General features: G+C 56.3%; 23 protein-coding genes and 1 pseudogene. 2 read left to right on the top strand and 22 right to left on the bottom strand.

Features of this window, described 5'->3' with window-relative positions:
• Window positions 1-9 precede the first annotated feature (9 nt).
• The 16 genes from cheZ to motA form a co-directional block, all read right to left on the bottom strand.
• Window positions 10-864 (bottom strand): protein phosphatase CheZ, encoded by an 855-nt coding sequence (gene cheZ, locus AB6Q56_RS00880; RefSeq protein ID WP_434515325.1) that lies wholly within the window; start codon window positions 862-864, stop codon window positions 10-12.
• Between the two features lie 9 nt (window positions 865-873).
• Window positions 874-1,266: a chemotaxis response regulator CheY gene (gene cheY, locus AB6Q56_RS00875; RefSeq protein WP_150430486.1), complete on the bottom strand. Its 393-nt coding sequence runs from the start codon at window positions 1,264-1,266 to the stop codon at window positions 874-876.
• Between the two features lie 24 nt (window positions 1,267-1,290).
• Complete coding sequence (locus AB6Q56_RS00870; RefSeq protein WP_434515324.1) at window positions 1,291-2,226, bottom strand: chemotaxis protein; 936 nt, start codon at window positions 2,224-2,226, stop codon at window positions 1,291-1,293.
• Between the two features lie 17 nt (window positions 2,227-2,243).
• Entirely contained in the window at window positions 2,244-3,212 is a 969-nt protein-coding gene (locus tag AB6Q56_RS00865) for a chemotaxis protein (RefSeq protein ID WP_434515323.1), read from the bottom strand.
• Window positions 3,213-3,349: 137 nt separating this feature from the next.
• Window positions 3,350-3,655 (bottom strand): STAS domain-containing protein, encoded by a 306-nt coding sequence (locus AB6Q56_RS00860; RefSeq protein ID WP_434515322.1) that lies wholly within the window; start codon window positions 3,653-3,655, stop codon window positions 3,350-3,352.
• A 76-nt stretch (window positions 3,656-3,731) separates the two neighbouring features.
• Window positions 3,732-4,787, bottom strand: coding sequence for a protein-glutamate methylesterase/protein-glutamine glutaminase (locus tag AB6Q56_RS00855; protein WP_434515321.1), 1,056 nt, complete (start codon window positions 4,785-4,787; stop codon window positions 3,732-3,734).
• 40 nt (window positions 4,788-4,827) lie between these two features.
• Complete coding sequence (gene cheD / locus AB6Q56_RS00850; protein ID WP_434515320.1) at window positions 4,828-5,433, bottom strand: chemoreceptor glutamine deamidase CheD; 606 nt, start codon at window positions 5,431-5,433, stop codon at window positions 4,828-4,830.
• A gap of 12 nt (window positions 5,434-5,445) precedes the next feature.
• Entirely contained in the window at window positions 5,446-6,339 is an 894-nt protein-coding gene (locus AB6Q56_RS00845; RefSeq protein WP_434515319.1) for a CheR family methyltransferase, read from the bottom strand.
• Between the two features lie 2 nt (window positions 6,340-6,341).
• Window positions 6,342-9,230 (bottom strand): methyl-accepting chemotaxis protein, encoded by a 2,889-nt coding sequence (locus AB6Q56_RS00840; protein WP_434515318.1) that lies wholly within the window; start codon window positions 9,228-9,230, stop codon window positions 6,342-6,344.
• Window positions 9,215-11,956 (bottom strand): methyl-accepting chemotaxis protein, encoded by a 2,742-nt coding sequence (locus tag AB6Q56_RS00835; RefSeq protein WP_434515317.1) that lies wholly within the window; start codon window positions 11,954-11,956, stop codon window positions 9,215-9,217. Before AB6Q56_RS00835 ends, AB6Q56_RS00840 begins: the two co-directional genes overlap by 16 nt.
• 58 nt (window positions 11,957-12,014) lie before the next feature.
• Window positions 12,015-12,515 carry a chemotaxis protein CheW gene (locus AB6Q56_RS00830; RefSeq protein WP_434515316.1) on the bottom strand — a complete coding sequence of 167 codons (501 nt, stop codon included), beginning with the start codon at window positions 12,513-12,515 and terminating at the stop codon, window positions 12,015-12,017.
• A 22-nt stretch (window positions 12,516-12,537) separates the two neighbouring features.
• Window positions 12,538-14,805: a chemotaxis protein CheW gene (locus tag AB6Q56_RS00825; RefSeq protein WP_434517110.1), complete on the bottom strand. Its 2,268-nt coding sequence runs from the start codon at window positions 14,803-14,805 to the stop codon at window positions 12,538-12,540.
• A gap of 152 nt (window positions 14,806-14,957) precedes the next feature.
• Entirely contained in the window at window positions 14,958-15,323 is a 366-nt protein-coding gene (locus AB6Q56_RS00820) for a response regulator (RefSeq protein ID WP_434515315.1), read from the bottom strand.
• Between the two features lie 18 nt (window positions 15,324-15,341).
• Complete coding sequence (locus AB6Q56_RS00815) at window positions 15,342-16,046, bottom strand: methyl-accepting chemotaxis protein (RefSeq protein WP_434517109.1); 705 nt, start codon at window positions 16,044-16,046, stop codon at window positions 15,342-15,344.
• Window positions 16,047-16,593: 547 nt separating this feature from the next.
• A complete protein-coding gene (gene motB / locus AB6Q56_RS00810) occupies window positions 16,594-17,541 on the bottom strand; it encodes a flagellar motor protein MotB (RefSeq protein ID WP_434515314.1) in 948 nt (315 codons plus the stop codon).
• A gap of 26 nt (window positions 17,542-17,567) precedes the next feature.
• Window positions 17,568-18,425, bottom strand: a complete 858-nt coding sequence (gene motA / locus AB6Q56_RS00805; RefSeq protein ID WP_434515313.1) for a flagellar motor stator protein MotA — start codon at window positions 18,423-18,425, stop codon at window positions 17,568-17,570.
• Window positions 18,426-18,586: 161 nt separating this feature from the next.
• On the opposite strand from motA, the pseudogene AB6Q56_RS00800 reads away from it, so the two are divergent.
• Window positions 18,587-18,670 (top strand): annotated as a pseudogene (locus AB6Q56_RS00800) (hypothetical protein); the annotation flags it as partial.
• A gap of 96 nt (window positions 18,671-18,766) precedes the next feature.
• Window positions 18,767-19,144, top strand: coding sequence for an NUDIX domain-containing protein (locus AB6Q56_RS00795; RefSeq protein WP_434517108.1), 378 nt, complete (start codon window positions 18,767-18,769; stop codon window positions 19,142-19,144).
• 5 nt (window positions 19,145-19,149) lie between these two features.
• Here AB6Q56_RS00795 and AB6Q56_RS00790 read toward each other — a convergent pair whose 3' ends face one another.
• The 6 genes from AB6Q56_RS00790 to AB6Q56_RS00765 form a co-directional block, all read right to left on the bottom strand.
• A complete protein-coding gene (locus tag AB6Q56_RS00790; RefSeq protein ID WP_434515312.1) occupies window positions 19,150-19,764 on the bottom strand; it encodes a hypothetical protein in 615 nt (204 codons plus the stop codon).
• A gap of 98 nt (window positions 19,765-19,862) precedes the next feature.
• Window positions 19,863-19,967, bottom strand: coding sequence for a hypothetical protein (locus AB6Q56_RS00785; RefSeq protein WP_434515311.1), 105 nt, complete (start codon window positions 19,965-19,967; stop codon window positions 19,863-19,865).
• 66 nt (window positions 19,968-20,033) lie between these two features.
• Window positions 20,034-20,555, bottom strand: a complete 522-nt coding sequence (locus tag AB6Q56_RS00780; RefSeq protein ID WP_434515310.1) for a FixH family protein — start codon at window positions 20,553-20,555, stop codon at window positions 20,034-20,036.
• A gap of 1 nt (window position 20,556) precedes the next feature.
• Window positions 20,557-21,963, bottom strand: a complete 1,407-nt coding sequence (gene ccoG, locus AB6Q56_RS00775; RefSeq protein ID WP_434515309.1) for a cytochrome c oxidase accessory protein CcoG — start codon at window positions 21,961-21,963, stop codon at window positions 20,557-20,559.
• Window positions 21,964-22,096: 133 nt separating this feature from the next.
• The gene (gene ccoP / locus AB6Q56_RS00770; RefSeq protein ID WP_434515308.1) at window positions 22,097-22,996 is read right to left on the bottom strand and encodes a cytochrome-c oxidase, cbb3-type subunit III; all 900 of its coding nucleotides are present in this window, start codon (window positions 22,994-22,996) and stop codon (window positions 22,097-22,099) included.
• Window positions 22,997-23,010: 14 nt separating this feature from the next.
• On the bottom strand, window positions 23,011-23,187 hold the full coding sequence (locus AB6Q56_RS00765; protein ID WP_434515307.1) for a cbb3-type cytochrome oxidase subunit 3: 177 nt from the start codon (window positions 23,185-23,187) through the stop codon (window positions 23,011-23,013).
• Window positions 23,188-23,189 lie beyond the last annotated feature (2 nt).

Here is a 23,189-nt window from a genome sequence, read left to right as displayed (position 1 = left end):
TGCCCCCCCTCAGAATCCGAGGCTATCGAGCAAGTCATCGACCTGCTCCTGGTTGACCACGACATCGTTACGCCCTTCTGCATTGACGACCGGCCCGTTCATCAAGCTCGCCACCTCCTCGGTCCGCCTAGTGGCCGGCAAAACATCAATCAGCGCCCCCATCAGCCCTGCCTCAAGCTCTTGGGCCAGAAGCACGACTTTCTTGATTACCTGCCCCGTCAGATCCTGGAAATCCTGCGCCATCATGATTTCGGTCAACTGGGCATGAGTCGCGCGCGTATTGGTCGGCACTTGATTCTTCAGGTAAGCACGAGTTTCCTCGGCCAATTGCTTGAACTCCGCAACACCGAGCTGGTTGTCAAAAACCTTGTCCCAGCGACCAGCCAGTTCTGCCGCGCCATTTTCGATTTCATCGACCAAGGGGCCCGCAATGTCGGTGGCGTTGAGTACGCGGCAGGCAGCCTGCTCGGTCAGATTGGCCACATAGGCCAAGCGGTCCTTCGCATCAGGCAAGGCGGTAACGGTCTGCTCCAGTAATTTGTCATAGCCCAGCTCCCGCAACGTATCATGCAACGATCGAGCCATGTGACCGAGGCGATTGAATACGGCCTCTTGCTGCGGCCAGTCTTCGGGAGCTGCACCCAGCGAAGGCGATGCGGCCGCCACTTCTGGAACAGCGCTGGTCACCTTGGTTTCTGCGGAAACACTGTCGAAAAGCGCCTGCAGGTCGTCAGAGTCGCCATCGGTCGACACCGTCGGCGCCGATACTACAGGAGCGGGCGCAGCAGCCGCTGGAGGCGGGAAATCGGCGGCAATGGAGTCGAATAGAGCCTCAAGATCAGCGGAATCGTTATTGGCAGCCATGATATCCCCTTAGGCCTGACCCATCTTTTCGAAAATCTTGTTCAGCTTTTCGGAAAGAGTACCCGCCGTGAATGGTTTGACGATATAGCCGCTTGCACCGGCCTGCGCCGCAGCAATGATGTTCTCCTTCTTGGCCTCCGCCGTAATCATCAACACCGGCAGATGCTTGAGATTCGGGGTTGCGCGAATGGTTTGCAGCAGAGTCAACCCATCCATGTTGGGCATGTTCCAGTCCGTCACGACAAATTCGAAACCGCCCCCCTGCAATTTTTGCAAGGCAATCGCACCATCTTCAGCTTCGTCCACGTTGGTATAGCCCAACTCCTTGAGGAGGTTTCGGACAATACGACGCATCGTGGAAAAATCATCCACCACCAGAAATCTCATTTTGGGATCAGCCATCAACTACTCCGGTAACTCTGTTTGTTATCGTTCAATCAGCGGGCGCAAGGTATCGGCCAATGCCTCGGCATCAAACTTGGCCACGTACGCATCCACCCCTACCGACTTGCCCATCGCACGATTCGCTTCCGACGACAAGGAAGAGTGCATGACGACCGGCACGCCATCGAAGCGCGGGTCCGACTTGATATTCTTGGTCAACACATAACCATCCATCTCCGGCATCTCAGCATCGACAAGAATCAGACGTACATCGTCACGAATGTTCCGTCCCATCTGGGAAGCATGCGCAGCCAAGCCCTGCAAGCGGGTCCACGCCTCCATGCCGTTCGTAGCATGTTTGTGACGCACCCCCAACTTGTCCAGCACCTCGGAAATCTTCCGCCGCGCCACGATCGAATCATCGACAAAAAACACACTGGTGTCAGGATCGACGCGTGCAGGGGGAATATCGATGATCATCGCCTCGCCAAATGCGTTGGCGAGAATCTGCTCGACATCGAGAATCGAAACCAGACCACCTCCATCCAGCTCGATGACAGCCGTGATCAGTCCCTGGTTGGCAGAGAGCACACTCTCCGGCGCTTTTACCCGCTCCCAATCGACACGAATGATGCGGTCGACATCGTGCACCAGAAAACCCAGCGTACGCTTGGAATACTCGGCCACCATCATGGTTTTTCCACGCCCCGGCTGCGTATCAAGCTGCAGAAAAGGCGCAAGTGAAAGCACGGGAATCACATTGCCGCGCAATGAGATGAGGCCTTCGACACCACGTGGCATGTTGGGTGTCTTGGTGATGTGGGGGGTCCGCCCTACTTCGCGCACTTTGAAAACGTTGATCCCGAAAATCTCGCGCGTACCCAGCGAAAACAACAGGATTTCCATTTTGTTCGAGCCAGCCAGTCGAGTCCGGGCATCGACACTATCCAGCAAATTCTTGCTTTCAACGAGATTCATCTTCTTCTCCCGCTCACTCAATCCACGGCAACAGACGTCGTTTCAACCCCGAGGCGACGCGCCAGTGTTTCCGACAAACGCAGTGGCTCGAATTTCGGCACATATTCGTCTACGCCTACCGACAGACCCAACTTCTGATTCGACATCCCGGAGAGTGACGAATGCATGATGACCGCGATGCCATTGAAGCGAGGATCCGACTTGATTCTCTTGGTGAGGATGTAGCCATCCATTTCCGGCATTTCGATATCGGTGAGAACAAGGCTGATGATCGACGCGGGAGATTTGCCAACCGACTGCGCATAGGTTGCGACCTTTTCCATCTCCTCCCACATCTGACGACCGTTGACTGCAGCCACGCCTTTGACCCCCATTGCAGCCAAGGTGCGCTCGATCTGCTTGCGTGCGACGCTTGAGTCATCGCAGTAAAACACCGTGCAATCAGGCCGATCAATCGTCACGACATCCCGGAACATGATTTCCTGATCGATGCTGGTGGTTTCTGACAACACCTTCTCAACGTCCATCATCATGACAAGCCGGTTATCCGCCAATTCGGTGACTGCTGTAACCAGACCGCCCGTCTGGGCGGTGAGCATCTCCGGAGGTACCCGCATCTTGCTCCAGTCAAGACGCAGAATGGTATCTACGCCCTCGACCAAAAAGCCCTGGGTATGCCCGTTGTATTCGGTCACGATCATGATTTCGCGCGGCGTATCTGCCGTGATACCCGAATACTTTGCCAGGTCGATTACCGGAACCAGTGCGCCGCGCAAACTAACCATTCCTTCGACGGAGGATGGCATATCTGGAGCGGCTGTAATAGCCGGCGTACGCATAACTTCGCGAACCTTGAAGACATTGATGCCGTATGTTTCCCGGCGCCCCGTGCGCTGATCAACCCCGAGGAAAAACAGCAAAATCTCCAACTTGTTGGTCCCCGCCAACTTGGTCCGTGCATCAATATTCTTTAATAGTTCCGACATCGCATTCCTCTCGCACGTCACCTGCTGCCATCCAATCAGGCCGCCAGCCTGCTGAGCCCCATCGCAACAAGGTCGTTTACTCAGCTATTCGCGGGCATCCATCCTACCAACTACCAACGACATCAACTGTCGTTTTTTTAGGAAATTTGAAACAATTTACCAAAATTTGCAATATCTAGCACCTGCTTTACGTTACCGCGAACCCCAAGCAAACTGACCTCCTTGTTGGCACCACCCAATTTATCACGCAACATCAACAACATACCCAACGCCGAACTGTCCAGATAGTCGACGCCGGAAAAATCAACGACGACTGAACGAACGGAGGCATCGCCCACCAAGGGCTCATAGGCCCCTCGAAATTCACGATGGGTATTGAAATCGAAACGACCGACCAATTTGATCGTCGCCTTACCGGAGTCTTTGAGAATGCTCGCTTGCATCGGTATTCCTATTCAAAATAGCCAAATTTCACATCAGTTTAATACTATACACACGCGGAACAAGCCCAAGGGCGCATCACAACGCGGCAGCAGCCAAAACCCTGCGGGAAATTTCCTCGAGCGAATACTGCTCCTCAACGCCGCCGATCAGAAATGCCTCCCTGGGCATGCCATATACGACACAGCTGCTTTCATCCTGACCGAAAGTTCTCGCGCCGGCCTGGCGCATGCGTAAAAGCCCCTGGGCGCCATCTTTTCCCATGCCGGTCAGAATGACCCCAACGGCCCTTTTACCAACCAACGCTGCTGCCGAATCGAAAAGCACGTCAACGGAGGGACGATGCCGATTGACCGGAGGTGTTGCTGCCAACTCGGTGACATAACCGCTCGCCCCTCGCTTGATCGTCATATGTGAGTGCCCCGGCGCAATATAGACAGTCCCGGACTCCACCTTCTCGTTCCCCTGCGACTCGATGATTCGGGGTGCACACAAGCCATCGAGACGGCGTGCAAACGACGCGGTGAATGACTCGGGCATGTGCTGCACGATCAAGATAGGGGGGCAATCCGCCGGTACGCCCATCAAAAAGTCCTTGATGGCCTCCGTTCCGCCCGTGGAAGCGCCGAGAAACACAATCTTTCCACTAGCACCGCTGCTTAAGGTTTTTGGCAAGATTGCAGTTTTCATGGTCGGGGCGACAAGCGGCGCTGAGACCGGACGACGCAAACGCGCCCCTTTGGCGGCACGAATTTTCTCGAGCAGTTCGTCAGCATAGGCCTCCATACTTCGCCCGCCATCGGAACGCGGCTTTCCTATGAAATCGATGGCTCCCAGTTCCAAAGCCTTCAAGGTCGTCTCAGAGCCGGCCTCGGTAAAGGAAGAAACCATGACAACCGGCATCGGCCTCAGACGCATCAGGCGATCAAGAAACTCCAGACCATCCATCTTCGGCATCTGGACATCCAGAGTCAGGACGTCCGGATTCAAGGTCTTGATCAGTTCCCGCGCGGTCGGAGCATCCGGCGCGGCGCCGACAACCTCGATATCCGGCGCCGAATTGATCATTTGACTCAGTAAGCCACGCATCAATGCGGAATCATCAACAACCAGAACTCTTGTCTTTTGCGGCATCTAGATCACTGTAAGGGAAATATTTGTCGAAAAATCGGCCTTAAATGAACAGTTCAACGTCGCCCTCGAGACGGGAACCGGACAGTCTGACCTTGTAATCGTTTTCACGGCTGAACAAGGTGTCGTTATGCACGCGGTGCAGCTTCTTGACCAAGACCTTGCCGCTTTGGGGGAAATAGTAGACTTTCCGCGGATATGAATCCAGCAGGTCCTTTGCAACGATGGGGATCTTTTCGGTCTTCAGGAAATTGAGAACAAATTCGGCATTGCGCGCACCAACATTGCTGCTCGACAAACTGGCCATGACCGCGCCGCCACCAAAGACCTTCGCCTCCAGACGATTTCGCCGCGCCCCCAGCTTGAGCAGGTGATTGATCAACACCTCCATGGCATATGTCCCGTAACGGGCCGACGTGCCAATGGTATCTCTCCCGCCATCATCCGACAGCATGAAATGATTCATGCCGCCGATACCGGAATCACAGTCGCGAATGCAGGCTGCAACACAGGAGCCAAGCACCGTCACGAGCAGCGCGTCATCGCTGGCGACGAAATACTCGCCTGGCAGTATTTTGGCAGCCTCCAGCCCGAACTTGCGGTCGAAGTAGCGATTTGTGGCGAGATTTTCATCGTAAGCGTGTTGCACCGACACTTTTCCCTAACGTGCCCGGGCCAGCGTGTATACCGTCTTGCCCTGGGATTTGAAGAGATCCGCTGCATGCAGGAAACTTTCCGAATGCCCGGCAAACATCAGACCATCCGGCTGCATCATCGGCGCAAAGCGCGCAAGTATCTTGTACTGTGTTGGCTTGTCGAAATAAATCATGACGTTTCGACAAAATATGACATCAAGAGGCCCCTTGACCGCGTAGCTCTGGTCCAGCAGATTGAGGCGCTGGAACTGGATCATGCTCTTCAGCTCAGGTCGCACTGAGACGTAGCCCTCCTGTGCGCCCGTTCCACGCAGGAAAAACTTGCGCAAGCGTTCCGGTGCCAGTTTTTCGACCCGTTCGATCGGATAAACCCCTTTCTGTGCGGTAGCCAGAACATTGGTATCGAGATCCGATGCCACAATCGAAACATGCGAACAATTGCTGCCAAAGGTTTCCGCCACCGTAATCGCAATGGAGTAAGGCTCTTCTCCCGTCGATGCGGCTGAACACCATACGCGGATCGGACGATGACTGCCCAGTTTGCGAAGGTGTTCCGCAAAAATTGGGAAATGGTGTGGTTCGCGGAAGAATGAGGTCAGATTGGTGGTCAGCGAATTGACGAAACGCTCCCATTCGTCACCGCCATTTTTTTCCAGTGCATCGAGATAATCGGCAAAGGTTTGCTTTCCTGTCGCCCGTAAACGACGCGCCAGCCGCGAGTACACCATGTCCTGTTTGACCGGCGACAGGGAAATTCCCGCGTGCTGATAAATCAGTTTACGAACCCGCTCGAAATCCGCCGTCGAAAAGGAAAACTCTCGCGTGCTGCTCTCTCGCTGCGGAAGCGTAGCTGAAACAGCGGATCTCAATGGCAATACCGGTTTGCGCAAGTCGGCCATGATCAGAACTCTTCCCATTCGTCGTCAAGACTGGCTGGCAAAGCGGGCGCCTTCTTCCGGCGTACGGATTCGCTACGCTCAAGCGGCACATGCGAGCGCGGCGCGCCAAGTCGGGGAACACTCTCTGTCCCGCTCAGCTTGAAAACGGCGACTGCCTGCGCCAGGTTGTGCGCCTGTTCCTCCAGGCTCTCGGCTGCGGCAGCAGCCTCCTCCACCAGTGCCGCGTTCTGTTGCGTCACTTCGTCCATCTGACTGACCGCCCGGCTAACCTGCTCGATCCCCGAACTTTGTTCGCGACTGGCATCCGAGATGTCGGCCATGATCTTCGCCACCCGCTTGATGCTGGTGACCACTTCGTCCATCGTCCGCCCTGCCTGATCAACCAAGCGGTTGCCGGTTTCAACCTTTTCCACCGAGTCGGAGATCAGCCCCTTGATTTCCTTGGCCGCCGCCGCGCTGCGCTGCGCCAGATTGCGTACTTCGGTCGCCACTACCGCGAAGCCTCGCCCTTGTTCGCCGGCTCGGGCCGCTTCAACTGCAGCATTGAGCGCCAGGATATTGGTCTGGAAGGCAATGCCGTCAATCACGCCAATGATGTCGGCAATCTTGCTGCTCGACTGGTGGATCGCGCTCATGGTGTCGACCACCTGACTGACCACTTCGCCTCCCTTGACCGCGACCTGTTGTGCCGTACCCGCCAGTTCGTTGGCCTGTCGGGCATTGTCGGCATTCTGCTTCACCGTGCCCGTCAGCTGCTCCATGCTCGAGGCCGTCTCTTCCAGGCTGCTCGCCTGCTCTTCCGTCCGGCTTGAAAGATCCTGATTGCCCGATGCAATTTCTTTAGCCGCCGTGTTGATGGCATCGGTCGCATCCTTGATCTGCGTAACGATTTCCTGAAGACGCAGCACCGTTGCATTCGTGTCATCCTTCAGTTGCCCGAAGGTTCCCGCATAGTCCGCATTGATCGTCTGCGACAGATCTCCGCCCGCCATGGAGGAGAGCACCCTGGCCACATCCTCCAATCCTCGCTGGCTGGTGTTCAATAACCGGTTGAGATCCTGGGCCAGGCTACGGAAAAATCCATCCTTGTCCTCCTCAATGATGCGCGTCGAGAAATCGCCGTTCGCCGCGGCCCCCACAATGGCTGCCACCTCCTTCTCAACAGCGATCTCGTTCGTACGGTCACGCCATTCGCCGACAGTACCCAGACGCTGCCCCCGGTCGTTGATGATCGGATTGGTCGTCACCAGATACACCCTGTTGCCAATATCCATTTCGGAACGCCGCGTCTCGGCCAAAGTCTTGAGTCTGGCAATGGCCTCTTCGCGCCCCTCACGGTAGAACACCCCCACGTCACTACCAACCAACTTATCGGCACTGAAACCGGGGATGTAGACACGCAGAGCATCCTCCATTTCGCCAACCGCTTTCAGGAGTGCTTTGTTCGCATAGATGATCCGCCCGTCCGGGTCGGCAATACGCACTGGACTGCTCACACAGTCGAGACCAATCTTGATCCTCAGGTTCTCATCTGATACACGCTTGGCCTCAGCCACGTTGAAGCCCTGCTGAACCTGCATGGCCTGCAGACCTTGCAACACCTGCCCCATTTCGTCGTTGCGTGTGGTATCGACATTGCGGGTGTAATCGCCATTGGCCAGCGACCGGAACGTAGCAACAACCTCGCCAATCGGCCGGGTCACGGCCAGAATCAGGGCACGCGCGATCAACACGCTCAAGGCCAGCGTGATCACACCGGTGACCAACATCCACAGACGTGCAGCCGAGAAAGCGCTGTGCGCTTGTGCAACCTGCTGCCCAGCCGCCTTCGTCTGATAAGCGAGCAGGTTTTCAATTGCCAGGGATGCCTCGGCGTAGGCCTTGTCCGCCTTGTTCTGCCGAATATCATTGGCCTCGGTGAAGCGTCCTTCTGCCAAGGCATTGCGGGCCGGCAGAACCCCCTCGGAAATAAAGCGTTTCTGGGATGTCTCGAAGGCATCGGCTAACTTGACATGCTCCGGAGCATGCCCCGGGTGACGATAGCCAGCCCAATATTCCCCAATTGCCGCGATGTTTTTGTCGATCGCCGTTAAGTGGGTATCAATCCCGTGGTCGTGTAACTTAGCAAAGGGGTTCGCGGGATCATGTTGCAACGCGGAGAGCATCTGAGCCCGGCTATCTGCCATCAGCTTCGTAATAATGGCAATTTTCTCCAGCCGAACAACCCGGCGCTCGTACAAATCCTCAAGTCGTTCGTCTGTGGCGGCCATCCCCCAAAGCCCCAGGGTGGCAACCGCTATCAGTGCCAGCAAGATCACACCAAAGCCAGTCATCATCCGGGCCTTCAAGCTCAAGCCCGAAAGCAGCCCCGGCCCTCCCTTGACGACGGCTCCGTGTTGAATGCGCAGATTGCCAGCACGCTTTTCCCGAAACAAACGATATGCCTGATCGGCAGCCTGCACCTGTTCAGCAGAAGGCTTACGACGCACCGACATATAGCCATCGATATTGCCGCCGGCATCTCGCGTTGGCGTTGCCGTGGCAACGACCCAATAGTAATCGCCGTTCTTGCAGCGGTTCTTGACCATCCCGGTCCACGGGCGCCCTAACTTGAGATCCCGCCAAAGGTCCTCAAAGGCCTCACTCGGCATATCGGGGTGGCGAACCAGATTATGCGGCTCACCGATCAGTTCAGCCTCTGCGAAACCACTGATTTCAATGAAATCATTATTGATATAGGTAATACGCCCCTTGAGATCGGTCTTCGAAACGATCAATGAGTCCGGCCGGAGCACGACCTCTTTGTCGGTAACGGGTAAATTGGTTCTCATTATTGATTCCTCGATCGTTTTTCTGTCGGTATCGATACCGCTGCTCAGAACTCCGCCCACTCGTCGTCATCCGGAATGGATGGCGCAGTGGATTTACTGGCCGCAGAGGTCAGGCGAACGGGCTCCTTATGCTGCAATGCCGGACGAGGCACTGCCTTCGCTACCCGAATCGGTGGTTGGGGCACAGACAACTGTGGAGCGCCCCCTCCTTGCTGCAACACGAAAACGGCGACTGCCTGCGCCAGGTTGTGCGCCTGTTCCTCCAGGCTCTCGGCTGCGGCAGCAGCCTCCTCCACCAGTGCCGCGTTCTGTTGCGTCACTTCGTCCATCTGACTGACCGCCCGGCTAACCTGCTCGATCCCCGAACTTTGTTCGCGACTGGCATCCGAGATGTCGGCCATGATCTTCGCCACCCGCTTGATGCTGGTGACCACTTCGTCCATCGTCCGCCCTGCCTGATCAACCAAGCGGTTGCCGGTTTCAACCTTTTCCACCGAGTCGGAGATCAGCCCCTTGATTTCCTTGGCCGCCGCCGCGCTGCGCTGCGCCAGATTGCGTACTTCGGTCGCCACTACCGCGAAGCCTCGCCCTTGTTCGCCGGCTCGGGCCGCTTCAACTGCAGCATTGAGCGCCAGGATATTGGTCTGGAAGGCAATGCCGTCAATCACGCCAATGATGTCGGCAATCTTGCTGCTCGACTGGTGGATCGCGCTCATGGTGTCGACCACCTGACTGACCACTTCGCCTCCCTTGACCGCGACCTGTTGTGCCGTACCCGCCAGTTCGTTGGCCTGTCGGGCATTGTCGGCATTCTGCTTCACCGTGCCCGTCAGCTGCTCCATGCTCGAGGCCGTCTCTTCCAGGCTGCTCGCCTGCTCTTCCGTCCGGCTTGAAAGATCCTGATTGCCCGATGCAATTTCTTTAGCCGCCGTCGTAATTGCCCCGGCTGCATCCTTGATCGAGGCGATGATCTGCTCAAGGTTGTCCACAGTCGTATTGGCATCATCCTTCAGGGTACCGAGCATCCCTTGGTAATCCGCATCGATCTTCCGCGTCAGGTCACCTTGAGCCAACCGCGCAAGCATGGCGCCGACATCGCCAAGGGCTCGCGTATTGGCCTCCAGCAAGGCATTGATCCCCTCAGAAATCTGCCTAAAGAAACCGCTCATCTTGTCGCTATCCAGGCGCCGACTGAAGTCGCCGCTGGCGGCGGCGCCGATGATGCTTGCCACCTCCTGCTCGACGAGAACCTCGGCAGTACGATCCAACCACTCGACCACCGTTCCCAGTCGTTCACCATCAGGATTCAGGATGGGTGTGGCAATCAGATTGAAGTGCCTGCCACCGATAGTCATTGATGCACGGTGCGTTCCCTTCAGCGTTGCCAGCAAATTGCGCTGATGGTTGGGCTGTTTGTGGTAGATGTCGAAACTCGACCCCAGAATCGTATCGGCTCGAAAATTCGGTAGTTGGGTACGAATATCGCTCTCCGCAGCACGCATCATCGACAACACGGCCGTGTTGCAATAAATGATCTGGCCGTCGGGGTCCGCAACCATGACACTGTTCGAACTGACGTCCAGCGCTACCTTGATCCGCAAGGTGGCATTCGCAGCGTCACGCTCTGCGGTCAGCCGACTACGCAACTGACTCTGCATTTCCTCCAGACGCTTGATCATGTGGCCGATTTCATCATTGCTGGCTGCGACCAGGGAAACATCGAGGCGACCGCTGGCGATTTGGTCGAGCGCGTGCGATACCTCAAGAACCGAACGATTGACACGGCGCAGGATAACGAAGCCAGCCCCGGCCGCCAGTGCGATCAAGGCACAGGCCAAAGCCAGGACCAGCAGGCGCTGCTGGTGGGCTCTGTCGCTCCGCTTTTCCAATGCCTGGTCCAGATAGTGGTCCGCGCTATCGTAGAGTTTGAACAAGGCGTTGATACCCTGCGTGGTCTCATCAAAATAACGTGCTGGCTCGTAGCTCAAGACATCAGCCCGCAGGATGTTGCGCTGAATATTGGCCACGAAGGTATCAATACCAACCTTCGCTGCGTCAAAAGCACTCGCCAGTTGCTCCCGCGCCCCCGGATCCTCTGCCAGCACCTTGTCGCCATCGGCCATCATCTGTTTCTGGCGAAGGGAGACCTCGGCAAAACCGCCGATCAAGGTATCGCGTTGAAGCTGACTGATCGCCTTCTCCGACAGAACGACCGAACCCATTGCACGCGCCTGTCCCATGCGCTCGGTGACATGCGGCAGTTGCAGGATGGTTAGATCCACCGTGTAATAGGTAACAACCTCCGGATCGAGCACGAGTTCCGACTGCTCAGCCACCTTATCCATGATCGTCATCAAGCGTGCGATCAACTCGGTATGGCGCTTTGAGTTCTCCTGCGGCGCAAGCGTCGAGAACTCCCCCTTCAGGTTTTGCCAGCTCGACTTGAATTCATTCCAGTCGGCAAGATGGCCAAGCTCCGACTCCTTGGCTGCAATCTGCGCATCAGCCTTCGTGATGGCCGCATCCGTTCCTGCTCGTGCGCTGTCGGCGCGTTCCTTGAACTCCTGCTTGCCGAGCAGCAACGAAGTCGTCGCCCCACGATGACGTTGCGCGTCCTGCAACACGAAACGCAACTCCCGGTGCACCGCCACTCCGGCACGCTCCTTGTCCACCAGGCGCACCTGCTCGTTGAGCCCGCCAACCAAGGGCACCATGGGTACAGCGACGGCAATGGCCGTCAGTAAGCCCAATCCTATGAATTTATTCGCCAGCTTTTCGGATTTCATCGAAATATTCCCCACTCCGGATGCGTTTGTAGGATTGCTGTCCGCTACGTCAATCGCCTCATGCCGCAGCGCTGTCAATCAGCTCCATATCGGCACTGGTCATGAGACGCTCGATATCGGTCACGATCATCATCCGGTTGTCCACGGTCGCCAGGCCGAGGATGTACTTGGTATCGAAGGTCGCGGAAAAGTCCGGTGCCGGTCGAATCTGTGCGCGAGTCAGGGAAATGACATCCGAAACGCTATCGACCACCGTACCGATCACTCTGCCGGCGACATTCAGAATGATGACGACGGTAAAGGGCGTGTATTCAATCTTGCCCAGATTGAACTTGATACGCAGATCGACGATGGGGACGATTGTTCCCCTCAGGTTGATCACGCCCTTGATAAAAGCGGGAGCATTGGCAATCAGCGTCGGGGGTTCATAGCCCCGTATCTCCTGGACCTTGAGGATATCGATCGCATACTCCTCGCTCCCCAGGGTGAAGGTCAGATACTCACTGGCAACCAGATCCTCTTCCCCCGCCGCGCTTCCGCCCTGCGTCATCGCTTCCATCTCATGCTCCTCAATTCAGCCGTCAGCCGGCTTTCTGCACACTGCTCTTGGCCATGCCGGCAATCGCCGACACGTCCAGAATCAACGCCACATGGCCATCGCCCATGATGGTGGCACCGGAAATCCCCTGCACCCGCCGATAATTGGCCTCCAGGCTCTTGATCACGACCTGATGCTGGCCCACCAGGGCGTCAACATAGAGTGCCGCCTTGATGCCATCCGCATCGATCACAACCATGATTCCCTGCGTGAAATCGGCTGCGCACGGCTTGATGTTGAACACCTCGTGCAAGGCAACCACGGGCAAGTATTCGCCCCGAACCTGAATAACCCGAGCCTGGTTGGAGAGCGTCTTGATGTCGCCGCTCTGCGGCTGGAAGGACTCGATCACATACGACAAGGGCAAAATGTAGGTCTGGTCGCCAACGGCAATCGACATGCCATCCAGAATCGCCAAGGTGAGCGGGAGCCGCACCGTCATCCGAGTCCCCACTCCGAGCATCGAATCGATTTCGACACGCCCGCCCATGGATTGGATATTGCGACGCACCACATCCATCCCGACGCCCCGACCGGAAACATCGGTCACCTGCTCCGCTGTCGAAAATCCCGCTTCGAAAATCAGGTTGAAGACCTCCTGATCGGTCATCTGGTCTGAAACCTGCAGGCCGCGCTCGCGCGCCTTGGCCAGAATCTTGTTGCGTGGCAAGCCACCGCCATCATCGCCGACCTCGATCACGATGTTCCCACCTTGGTGGTAGGCCTTCAGGGTAATCGTCCCGATCGGATTCTTGCCAGCGGCAATGCGCTTCTCCGGCAGCTCGATCCCGTGGTCCAGGCTATTGCGAATGAGGTGTGTCAGCGGATCCGCGATGCGCTCGATCAGCCCCTTGTCCAGCTCGGTCGTCTCCCCCGACGTCTTGAGCTCGACCTGCTTGCCGAGCTTGCCGGACAGATCACGAACCACACGCGGGAAGCGGGAAAACACGAAGGAAATCGGCAGCATGCGAATGGACATGACCGACTCCTGCAAATCACGCGTATTGCGCTCCAGCTGGGCCAATCCATTGACCAGACGCTCCGGCGCGCTCTCCTGCATCTGAGCCGCTGTCTGCAATAGCATGGCTTGTGTGATTACCAATTCACCAACCAGATTGATCAGCTGATCCACCTTTTCGACGCTTACCCGGATGGAGGAGTCCCCCCCAGCGGCAGCCGAAGCTGCCTTGGTCGCGCGCACCCTCGTCTCGGCCTGCGGCTTTTCCTGCACCGCGGCAGGTACAGGAGTAGCTTGCTCGACGACTGGGGAATCTGGTGGCGTCTGCAGCGAAGGCACATCGGGCAATGGCTCGAAAAACCCGAATCCCTCCCCCTCTTCGGCCACCTCTGGCAAAGTGTTCGAAGCTGAAGGCAGCAGTTCGAAGAAGCCGTAGCCCTCCCCCTCCTCTACACCCACCGTGACGCTGGGCGTTTCTTCGCGCGCCGGGAGGGGCTCGAAAAAGCCATAGCTTTCCTCTTGCACACCTGCAGCAGACAAATCTTCCAGTTCAGCCGGCTTTTCGAGCGGAGCGAAAAATCCGTAGGCGGCATCGTCCTCGGGAGCCCCTGGCGAATCATCGAAAAAGCCGAACGCAGCATCCTTCGCTTCGCTGGCAGGGTGATTTTCAAGCACCCTCCAGGCGCCGTTGTCGGCAACAAAATCGATCTGATCGGCAAATGCCTCCTGACCACAATCACCATTCAGGCGCAGTTGCCAGTATCCAACGTTGTGTACGCCATCATCCGGCTGACTCAGAATTTCAAGTTCGCCAAGCGAGCGCAGTTCGGCCAACAGATTCGTGACCCCCTCTCCCTTCGCCGACACCTCCGTTGGCACGAACTGAATGTCGAAGACCCGAGCTCCGGCCTTGGGGGGCATCGCACCGGGAAGAGGGGCACTAGCTCCAGCCGGCTGCGTCGGCACCTGCCCATCCGTGGACAACTTGCGTAGACGAGTGCAAATAGCCTCTACCGCTACAGCGTCGACTTCTCCTCGCCCCTGGTGCGCCTCCAACATGTCACGCAGGAGATCGCCGCTCTCCAGAAAGGCGTCCACCATTTCGGCGCGCAGACCGAGCTCCTGTTTACGGATACGGTCCAGCAAGTTTTCCAGAATATGCGTTGTTTCCGCGAGATCGGTAAACCCGAATGTTCCCGCGCTCCCCTTAATGGAATGCGCGGCGCGGAATATGGCATTGAGTTGCTCCGGATCCGGATTTTCGATATCCAGATCAAGCAGCAACCCCTCCATTGCCGCCAGGTGCTCCGCCGACTCATCGAAGAACACCTGATAAAACTGACTCATGTCGATAGCCATGCTACCCCCCGAGCACAACCGCCACCCCTTGGCAGCCGATATTGGTATGCAAACGACCTGCCTTTGGCAGGCGGATCGGCCGTTGGTCAGCCGATGACTTTGCGCACGACTTCAATCAGTTTCTGGGGGTCGAATGGCTTGACCAGCCATCCCGTCGCACCGGCAGCTCTGCCTTGTGCCTTCATGGCATCGGACGACTCGGTCGTCAGCATCAGGATCGGCGTCTTGGCATACTGCGGCAGGCCGCGCAGGCTCTTGATCAAGGTCAGCCCGTCCATACGCGGCATGTTCTGATCCGTCAGAACCAGATTGATGCTTTTGACCTTGGCCTTATCCAAGCCATCCATCCCGTCCACTGCCTCAACCACGTCGTATCCAGCGCTTTTCAAGGTAAATGAAACCATCTGGCGAATGGAGGCGGAATCATCAACTGCTAGAACGGTTTTTGCCATCGTTACCTCTCGATATATTCAGAACAACTCGACTTCACCGCTGGCAAAGCCTGTTTGATTAACCGGATTATTATCCACCTTTTGAGAAATCACACCCATTTTTTGCGAAATCTGGTCAACGTGAAGGCAGATTTCTGAAAGAGCGACCAATGCAGCCTCCGGATTGACGGTATCGTTCATGATGCCTGCCATTCGCTGCTCGTCGACAAGAATCTCATCCAGCACGTCTAGACGACGCTCGGCATGCCCCAATAGTTGAGTCACCATATCCTGAAATTGCAGCGACATGATGGCCTGATTGATCGATTTTTCAACCTGATCGGCGATATTGTTCAATTCAGCGACTCGTTCTCCGGTATGCCTATTCATCTCGTTAATGCCAACCATGGCCACCTCGACGTCGCTCTTCGAGGTAAGCGCAAATGTCATGTCCTGCGCCGCCATCTGGTTAATGGCTCGTTCGGTTGCCTCGATGGTGGTCTGCATATTGCCCAGAGAGCCCCGAATTTGCTGACTGAAATGATTGGTCCGACCGGAAAGATCCCGAACCTCATCCGCCACGACGGCAAATCCCCGTCCCGCCTCGCCGGCGCGGGCAGCCTCAATCGCGGCATTGAGCGCCAATAGATTAGTCTGCTTGGCAATGCCTTCTATTTCCCCCAACATACCCCGGACCTCACTCATCTGCTGAATGATGCGATCAGTCATTTCAACCAACGACATAGCCAGTCTGGAGTTTTCGACGACGCTATCGACGAACTGACGCAGCGTATCCGATGTCTTGGCCGCAAAATTCTGAAACTCGCTGACTGCCCCCTCTTCGCCGCCTCCGCTGATGACCTGCAGACCCAATGACTGCTGACGCTGGAGTTGAGCATTCATGCCATGAAAGCTCGCCACAAGCTTTTCAATGGCCTCGCCAAAAATCCCCTGAGTCCGCCGGATTTCGTTTCTCATCTCGAGAACCTGCCTGGAGGCCTCTGCCGACACATGCAGGATTGCCTCGCCACTTCGCTCAACGATTTCCCGGCGAGCGCTTGCGCCATCGCTAGCGCCTTGGCTCGCTATTTTTGTTTTTCCCGAATGCAAACCAACAAACACCCAGCCTGCAAGTAGCAGGACGAAGACACCAATGATCAAGGGAGAGCGGGCCGCCGGCTCCCATACGACCAATCCGCCCATTACCGCAAAGGAGGCTGCAACAGCCCTCCATACCACCTTACCACTTGAGGCCATTCCCTCTCCCTGTGATTCAGCCAGCCTCAGCAGGTCAGCCGGCAGTCCCCTTGCCGGCATTCGGCAAGGTCAGCCCCTCGGGCAGCGACTCTTCGCCCCCCACCTCGGATTCTGGCCCCTCCTCCTGGAGAATGGCCTGTTCCGTTTTTTTATTCAGCACGACAATGCTGATACGACGGTTGATTGAACTTAACGGATCGTTCTTATCGAAAAGCACCGTCGAAGCGAGGCCGACTACCCGCAAGACCTTGCTGTCATCCATTCCACCGAGCACCAACTCGCGTCGCGAAGCGTTGGCCCGATTGGACGACAATTCCCAATTTGAAAAGCCTTTTTCGCCTCCGGCAAACTGCGCCGCATCGGTATGACCGGCGAGACTGATCCGGTTCTGCACCCCGTTCAAAGCCTTGCCAATCTGATGCAGAATGTCTCTGGTATAGGGTTTGAGCTCTGCACTGCTTGAGTCAAACATAGGCCGATTTTGCTCATCGACGATCTGGATACGCAAACCTTCGGAGGTGATATCTAGCAGCATCTGTTTCTTGAATTGGGCCAACTGTGGGCTCTTTTCAATCATTTTCTCGATATCTGCCTTCAAGGCCTCGAGGCGCTCCTGCTCCTTGCGACGAAACTCGGCCTGCGCTTCCTTGGAGAAGGATGTGGATTTTTTTGCTTCAACATCCCCTCGCTTGACCTGTCCGGCCTGGCGGGTAAGATCCTTGCCCCCCCCCTGCAGCACGCTGGTTGCGTCCCCGGAGCCACTGCCGCCCTGCTGGGAAACCTTCAGCGGATTCTGGAAAAACTCTGCAATACCCTGCAGATCACCTTTTGCCGTAGAGCCCAGCAGCCACATCAACAGGAAGAACGCCATCATCGCCGTGACGAAGTCGGCATAGGCGATCTTCCAGGCGCCACCATGGCCGCCGCCGGCGACGACCTTTTTGCGCTTGATGACTATGGGGCGTGTGGAATCGTCGCTCATCGAATCGACTCAAGGGTTGGGCAAGTTTACTTGCCTTTGCGGGCCTTCAATTCTTCCTCCAGCTCGCGGAAGCTGGGGCGCGAATGGGAATCAAGCGTCTTGCGCCCGAACTCAATAGCCACCTGGGGCGCATAGCCGGACATCGAGGCCAGCAGCACCATCTTGATGCACTTGTAGATGGTTCCCTCCTCCGCAGCCTTCTGCTCAAGAAGTTTGGCGACCGGCTCCACAAAACCGTACGAAATCAGAATACCAAGAAAGGTACCGACGAGAGCCCCCCCGATCATCTTGCCAAGAACTGCGGGAGGCGAGCCGACGGACCCCATCACGTTCACCACGCCCATCACCGCGACAACGATACCGAATGCCGGAACGGCGCCGGCCACTGCTGCCACCACATGCCCGGGCTCGGCTGCCTCATGGTGATGCGTTTCGAGCTCGACATCCATCAGCCCTTCGATTTCCACTGTGTTCAGGTTGCCCCCCACCATCATCCGTAGATAGTCGGTGACGAACTCCATGATGTGGTGATCGTGGACCAGATTTGGATACTTGGAAAAAATCGGGCTGGCTTCGGGATTTTCGATATCGCCTTCAATGGACATCAAGCCCTCTTTCCGAACTTTCGCAAGCACTTCGAAAAGCATTGCCAAGGCATCGATGTAAAAGGCCTTGTTGAACTTAGAGCCTTTCAGTATCCCGGGAACCGCCCCGACAGTAGCCTTGATGATCGTAATGTTGTTGGCTGCGACAAAATACCCAATCGTCAAGCCGATAATGGCAACGTACTCCGTTGGAACCCAGAGGGCGAGCAGACTCCCGTGGATCGCATACGTCCCCAGAGCCGAAGCCAAAATAATGACATACCCGACGATCAAAAACATTCAAGCCCCCCCCTACGCCGATTAGCAAACCGGCGCAAATCCATCCCGGCATTAGTTTCCGCTATTGTAGCCACATGAATTGCCGGAGTGCAAAGAAAGAAATGCCCGCCACAAGGGCAACTCCGAGGGGCCGGAAGGCAAGGTGTTAAACTTGGGCACCCGTGAAATACCTCGGAGTTGTTGTGATTCAATTTTGCGCTCGATGCGGCTCCAGCGTCTTATTCGCCATTCCCACCGGCGACAACCTCCCTCGACACATCTGCAGCACATGTGGCCACATCCACTATGAAAACCCACGTCTTGTCATATGCTGCGTCGCCGAATGGAAGGGGAGCATCCTGATGTGCCGCCGCGCCATCGAGCCGCGCCACGGTTTCTGGACGCTACCGGGCGGCTTCATGGAAAACGGAGAAACCACCAGCCAGGCAGCCTGGCGCGAGACCCACGAGGAAGCTGGAGCAGACGTCGCCGTGGATGCACCATTCGCCATGGTCAATATCCCTCACATTAACCAGGTCCATCTCTTCTATCGCGGAAACCTGCGGACAGCAGAAGTAATGGCGGGAGAGGAAAGTCTCGAAGTGCGCTTGATCCCACCCAATGAGATTCCATGGGACAAACTCGCGTTCCGCAGTGTCCGCCTTTGCCTCGAGCGTTACCTCGCCGATCGCGAAAGACAGTGCTACGGCTTTCACGAAGCAGTTCTTTCTCCGCTGTGATTGGCTCACGGAGCCTGGCGAAACTCCATCACGAAAAGCATTCTGAAACCGTCGGCATCAGGTAGCTGCACCCTTGTCACGGCCTCCCTCAAGCTAGCCACAGCCATCTCATCGAGATTTGCATGGCCGCTTGAGCGTTCGACGGACACTACCGGCGCGTACAAACCGGCTCGATACGAGATGACGAGGCGAACGCTGGCGCCCTGCGCAAACGTACCCCCCTCATGCGACAGTTTTCCTGCCTTGCGCAACTCTCGTGCGATATTGAGCCGATAGGCGCCCTCAACCTCGGCCGGCAAGCCGGGCACGCTTTGCAACTCAGGCGACGTCAAGGGCTCTACCCGATGTGAAGCTTGCAAACGCATCCCGGAAGGTCGCTGCCTGCTGGCCGTTGTCGAAAATATACGCCTCTCGGAATGCGCCTCAGGGGCAATCCTTGGCGCATTGCCCGGACGATCTGAGACAGCACTCTCCAACGCCTTCAAGACGGCAAGCTCCACCGTTATCACCGATCGCCCCTTGTCCGCCGAATGCGTATAGGCGGGGAGTAGCCGCAACTCTGACAACCCCAAGAGCACGAGCACATGAACGACAAGAGATATGACAATGCCACGACGCATGTAGCATATCTTACTTCCAAAAAAACAAACCCCTGCCCGAGCTAACGGAACAGGGGTCTTGTATTTCTCCCGCTCGAGGCAGGCGATTGCAAGCGATATTACTTGCCACCGAGTTTGCGAGACTCCTCTTCGATCTTGTTCGAATACATCTTGCCCATCACAGCGCCGATAACCAGAACGCCGACAATGACAACAAGGCTCATCAAACCGATATCGCTACTAAACAACAGTTCCCATGCCATAAAGTCACCTCCCAGTAACAAAAAAAATTACTTCCCCGCTTGCGCCGTCAGACGCAGTGGCTCCACCGAGTCAGCCTGCCACTCCCCATGAAGCCGCCACTGCCCTGCAGGATCTTCGATGGAAACAAGCCAGCGCCCCGTCATCTCTCCAGCGATTTTCCCGCTGTAGAAACCCTGCCCCTCCGACCCCATGGCAACAATCTGATCTTGACCAGCCCGGGTTGGGTGCGCCAGCTTGAGATCAATAGCCGAAGGAAGAACGACACCATCATTGCCTCTGATGAGCAGGCGGACACCGCTACCCGCTCGCATAACGTCTGCCTGCAAGCCAAGACTGAACGCACGATGATCCCGTTCCAACGCCTGGTTCACGGCAAGACCTTGCTTGTAATAGTCGTCGGTCACCAAGCCATCGTTACTGATCACAGCCAACCAAACCGTAATAACGCCAGCAACGACAACCAGTCCGGGGCCGACCATGAGTAGCCACGGCCAACGTTGTTTGTACCAAGGCTGATTGTCACTGCGTAGGGTCATCGTATTACTCATGTCATGGCATCAGGAAAGTGGCTTTTTCATGAACCGCTATTCCGTCATGGTTCATGGCTTTGATATCAAAATAAATCGTATTGGCTCCCGCCTTGCCCGATTCCGCAGGCACGCGCACGACAACTGTTACTTCATGATTCTCCGCGCTGGCAACCTCAACGATACGATCACCAGCAATCTCCATCCCCTCTATCCCTTCAACAGAAAGGGCGTAACGCTTCGGCTCCTCGGTAGTATTCATTATTTTGAGGTTGTAGACGTTCTCAATACGCCCATCGTCGGCCTCACGAGCCAGTATGGAGCGGTCGCGAATAACATCGACCTTGAGCGGGACGCGCGTAGCCAGCGACCAGATTGAGGCCACGGTAATAGCCACCAAAATTGCGGTGTACAGAAGGATACGCGGGCGCATGATATGCCCGACAACCTCCTTCGGAGAAAAATGCCGCTCCAGCGCATTCTCGGTCGTATAGCGGATAAGGCCTCTCGGCTTGCCAACTTTGTCCATGACCGGGTCGCACGCATCGATGCAAGCGCCGCAACCAATGCACTCGTACTGGATTCCCTTGCGGATATCGATCCCCGTGGGACAAACCGCCACACATAGGCCGCAATCCACACAGTCGCCCAATGCCTTCGCATCGCCCCCCTTCTTGCGCGCCCCGCGCGGTTCGCCACGCTCAGGATCATAGGTAATCACCAGGGTATCGGGATCAAACATCACCCCCTGGAATCGGGCGTAGGGGCACATATACTTGCACACCTGCTCACGCAAGAAACCGGCCTGCATATAGCAGAATCCGCCATAGAAAAAAATCCAGAACAGCTCCCAACCAGAGAAATTGATAGGCAAGGCCGCCAGCAACTCATCAACGGGCGTGAAGTAGGCGACCAGCGTGAATCCAGTCCAGATTGAGATCAACAGCCATACGGCATGCTTGAGCGCCTTCAGGGCAAACTTGCGCAACGTCAGCGGCCCCTTGTCGAGTTTCATTCTTGCAGAACGATCCCCTTCGATGCGGTTCTCCACCCACATGAATATTTCCGTATAGACCGTTTGTGGGCAGGCATACCCACAGAACAATCGACCGGCGATCGCGGTAAACAGAAATAGTGCGTAAGCCGAAATAATCAACAGCAGTGCAAGATAGAAAACATCCTGTGGCCACAAAACCAAGCCAAAGAGATAAAACTTGCGCTCAACCAGATGAAAGAGAACAGCTTGGCGGCCGTTCCATTCAATCCATGGGGCGCCATAGAAAATAATTTGGGTAACCCAGACGAGAACCCAGCGCCACGTATTCCACCAGCCTTTTACGTCCCGGATATATATCTTTTTATGTTTCTCATAGAAAGAAACCGGTGCTGGAGCGGGGACTGACTGTGTTGTATTTTCTTTTGGGTCCATCAGGGCTATATCCGTATCGAAATTACGCTGGGTGGTAGCAACTCAGGGAGAAGACGAACGCAATTTTGATACAGATCAGACATCACTGGTATAGGAATAAACGGGGCGGCGTCGCCGCCCCGTTCGAGAGCTATTACTTGGCGCCCTGGCTCAGACTAAGCACGTAGGCAGACAGCAAGTGAACCTTGGCATCGCCGAGGAACTCCTTCCAAGCCGGCATCTGGTTCTGACGTCCCTTGGTAATCGTCTCGGTGATGACAGCCTCGGAAGAACCATACAGCCAGACCTTGTCGGTCAGATTCGGGGCTCCGATAGCATGCATACCCTTGCCTTCCGGACCATGGCAACCTACGCAGCCGGCGGAGGTAAAGGCTTCCTTGCCTTTGGCGGCACGGGTAGCATCGTTCGGCAAACCGGACAGCGAGCGAACGAAGTTGGCCACATCCTTGATCGTATCGCCACCAAGTTGGGCATGCGGAGGCATAACACCCATGCGGCCATTGGAGATGGTTTCCTTGATCTGCTCCGGTTCGCCGCCGTACAGCCAGTCGGAATCGGTCAGATTCGGGAAGCCCTTGGCCCCACGAGCATCAGCACCATGGCACTGCATGCAGTAGGTCAGATACAGGCGCTTGCCCATTTCCATGGCTTGCTTGTCGGCGGCTACCGCTTTCAGATCCATGGCCATGAACTTGTCGAACAACGGCTTGACGGTATCGTCCATTTTCTTGACTTCCGCCGTATGCTGACCGGCCGAGGTCCAACCCAGCATGCCCTTGAAGTTACCCAGACCCGGATAGAGCGCCAGATAGACAAAGGCAAAGATGACCGTGATGATGAACATCCAGCTCCACCACTTCGGCATCGGGTTGTTGTATTCCTCGAGAGTTTCATCCCAGACGTGACCCATGGTCTTGCCCGGCGTGAAAGTCGCCTTGCCCTGCACAACCAGTAGAACCACGCAGAAGAGGATACTCCCCAGCACGATAGCCACGACATACAGGTTCCAAAAATCGCTAACGAAATCGCTCATTTGCTTTCCTTTTTTCAGCGCGGGTGCGTCGTTTTTGACGACGCACCGTGATCATCATCCCCGGAGAACGGCAGGTTCGCAGCCTCGTCAAACCCCTTTTGGCTGCTACGGCCGTAGGCCCAAGCCACAATCGCCAGGAAGCAGAGCAACCCGACAACAGTGACGACGGATCGGAGATCGTTGATGTCCATGG

It is taken from the genome of Dechloromonas sp. ARDL1 (genome assembly GCF_051122455.1).
GTDB lineage: Bacteria > Pseudomonadota > Gammaproteobacteria > Burkholderiales > Rhodocyclaceae > Azonexus.
Note: the sequence above shows the minus strand (reverse complement) of the source record. Positions and strands in the feature narration are given on the sequence as shown.

Bases quoted from the DNA above. Each gene is read 5' to 3' on its own strand.
- cheZ (WP_434515325.1), bottom strand. From the start codon at position 864: ATGGCTGCCAATAACGATTCCGCTGATCTTGAGGCTCTATTCGACTCC.
- AB6Q56_RS00860 (WP_434515322.1), bottom strand. From the start codon at position 3,655: ATGCAAGCGAGCATTCTCAAAGACTCCGGTAAGGCGACGATCAAATTG.
- AB6Q56_RS00820 (WP_434515315.1), bottom strand. From the start codon at position 15,323: ATGGCAAAAACCGTTCTAGCAGTTGATGATTCCGCCTCCATTCGCCAG.
- AB6Q56_RS00835 (WP_434515317.1), bottom strand. From the start codon at position 11,956: ATGAAATCCGAAAAGCTGGCGAATAAATTCATAGGATTGGGCTTACTG.
- ccoP (WP_434515308.1), bottom strand. From the start codon at position 22,996: ATGAGCGATTTCGTTAGCGATTTTTGGAACCTGTATGTCGTGGCTATC.
- AB6Q56_RS00865 (WP_434515323.1), bottom strand. From the start codon at position 3,212: ATGTCGGAACTATTAAAGAATATTGATGCACGGACCAAGTTGGCGGGG.
- motA (WP_434515313.1), bottom strand. From the start codon at position 18,425: ATGTTTTTGATCGTCGGGTATGTCATTATTTTGGCTTCGGCTCTGGGG.
- AB6Q56_RS00780 (WP_434515310.1), bottom strand. From the start codon at position 20,555: ATGAGTAATACGATGACCCTACGCAGTGACAATCAGCCTTGGTACAAA.
- AB6Q56_RS00825 (WP_434517110.1), bottom strand. From the start codon at position 14,805: ATGGAGGGGTTGCTGCTTGATCTGGATATCGAAAATCCGGATCCGGAG.
- AB6Q56_RS00855 (WP_434515321.1), bottom strand. From the start codon at position 4,787: ATGCCGCAAAAGACAAGAGTTCTGGTTGTTGATGATTCCGCATTGATG.
- AB6Q56_RS00785 (WP_434515311.1), bottom strand. From the start codon at position 19,967: ATGAGCCTTGTTGTCATTGTCGGCGTTCTGGTTATCGGCGCTGTGATG.
- AB6Q56_RS00845 (WP_434515319.1), bottom strand. From the start codon at position 6,339: ATGGCCGACTTGCGCAAACCGGTATTGCCATTGAGATCCGCTGTTTCA.
- AB6Q56_RS00765 (WP_434515307.1), bottom strand. From the start codon at position 23,187: ATGGACATCAACGATCTCCGATCCGTCGTCACTGTTGTCGGGTTGCTC.
- AB6Q56_RS00830 (WP_434515316.1), bottom strand. From the start codon at position 12,515: ATGGAAGCGATGACGCAGGGCGGAAGCGCGGCGGGGGAAGAGGATCTG.
- motB (WP_434515314.1), bottom strand. From the start codon at position 17,541: ATGAGCGACGATTCCACACGCCCCATAGTCATCAAGCGCAAAAAGGTC.
- ccoG (WP_434515309.1), bottom strand. From the start codon at position 21,963: ATGGACCCAAAAGAAAATACAACACAGTCAGTCCCCGCTCCAGCACCG.
- AB6Q56_RS00815 (WP_434517109.1), bottom strand. From the start codon at position 16,046: ATGTCGTTGGTTGAAATGACTGATCGCATCATTCAGCAGATGAGTGAG.
- AB6Q56_RS00870 (WP_434515324.1), bottom strand. From the start codon at position 2,226: ATGAATCTCGTTGAAAGCAAGAATTTGCTGGATAGTGTCGATGCCCGG.
- AB6Q56_RS00790 (WP_434515312.1), bottom strand. From the start codon at position 19,764: ATGCGTCGTGGCATTGTCATATCTCTTGTCGTTCATGTGCTCGTGCTC.
- AB6Q56_RS00795 (WP_434517108.1), top strand. From the start codon at position 18,767: ATGTGCCGCCGCGCCATCGAGCCGCGCCACGGTTTCTGGACGCTACCG.
- cheY (WP_150430486.1), bottom strand. From the start codon at position 1,266: ATGGCTGATCCCAAAATGAGATTTCTGGTGGTGGATGATTTTTCCACG.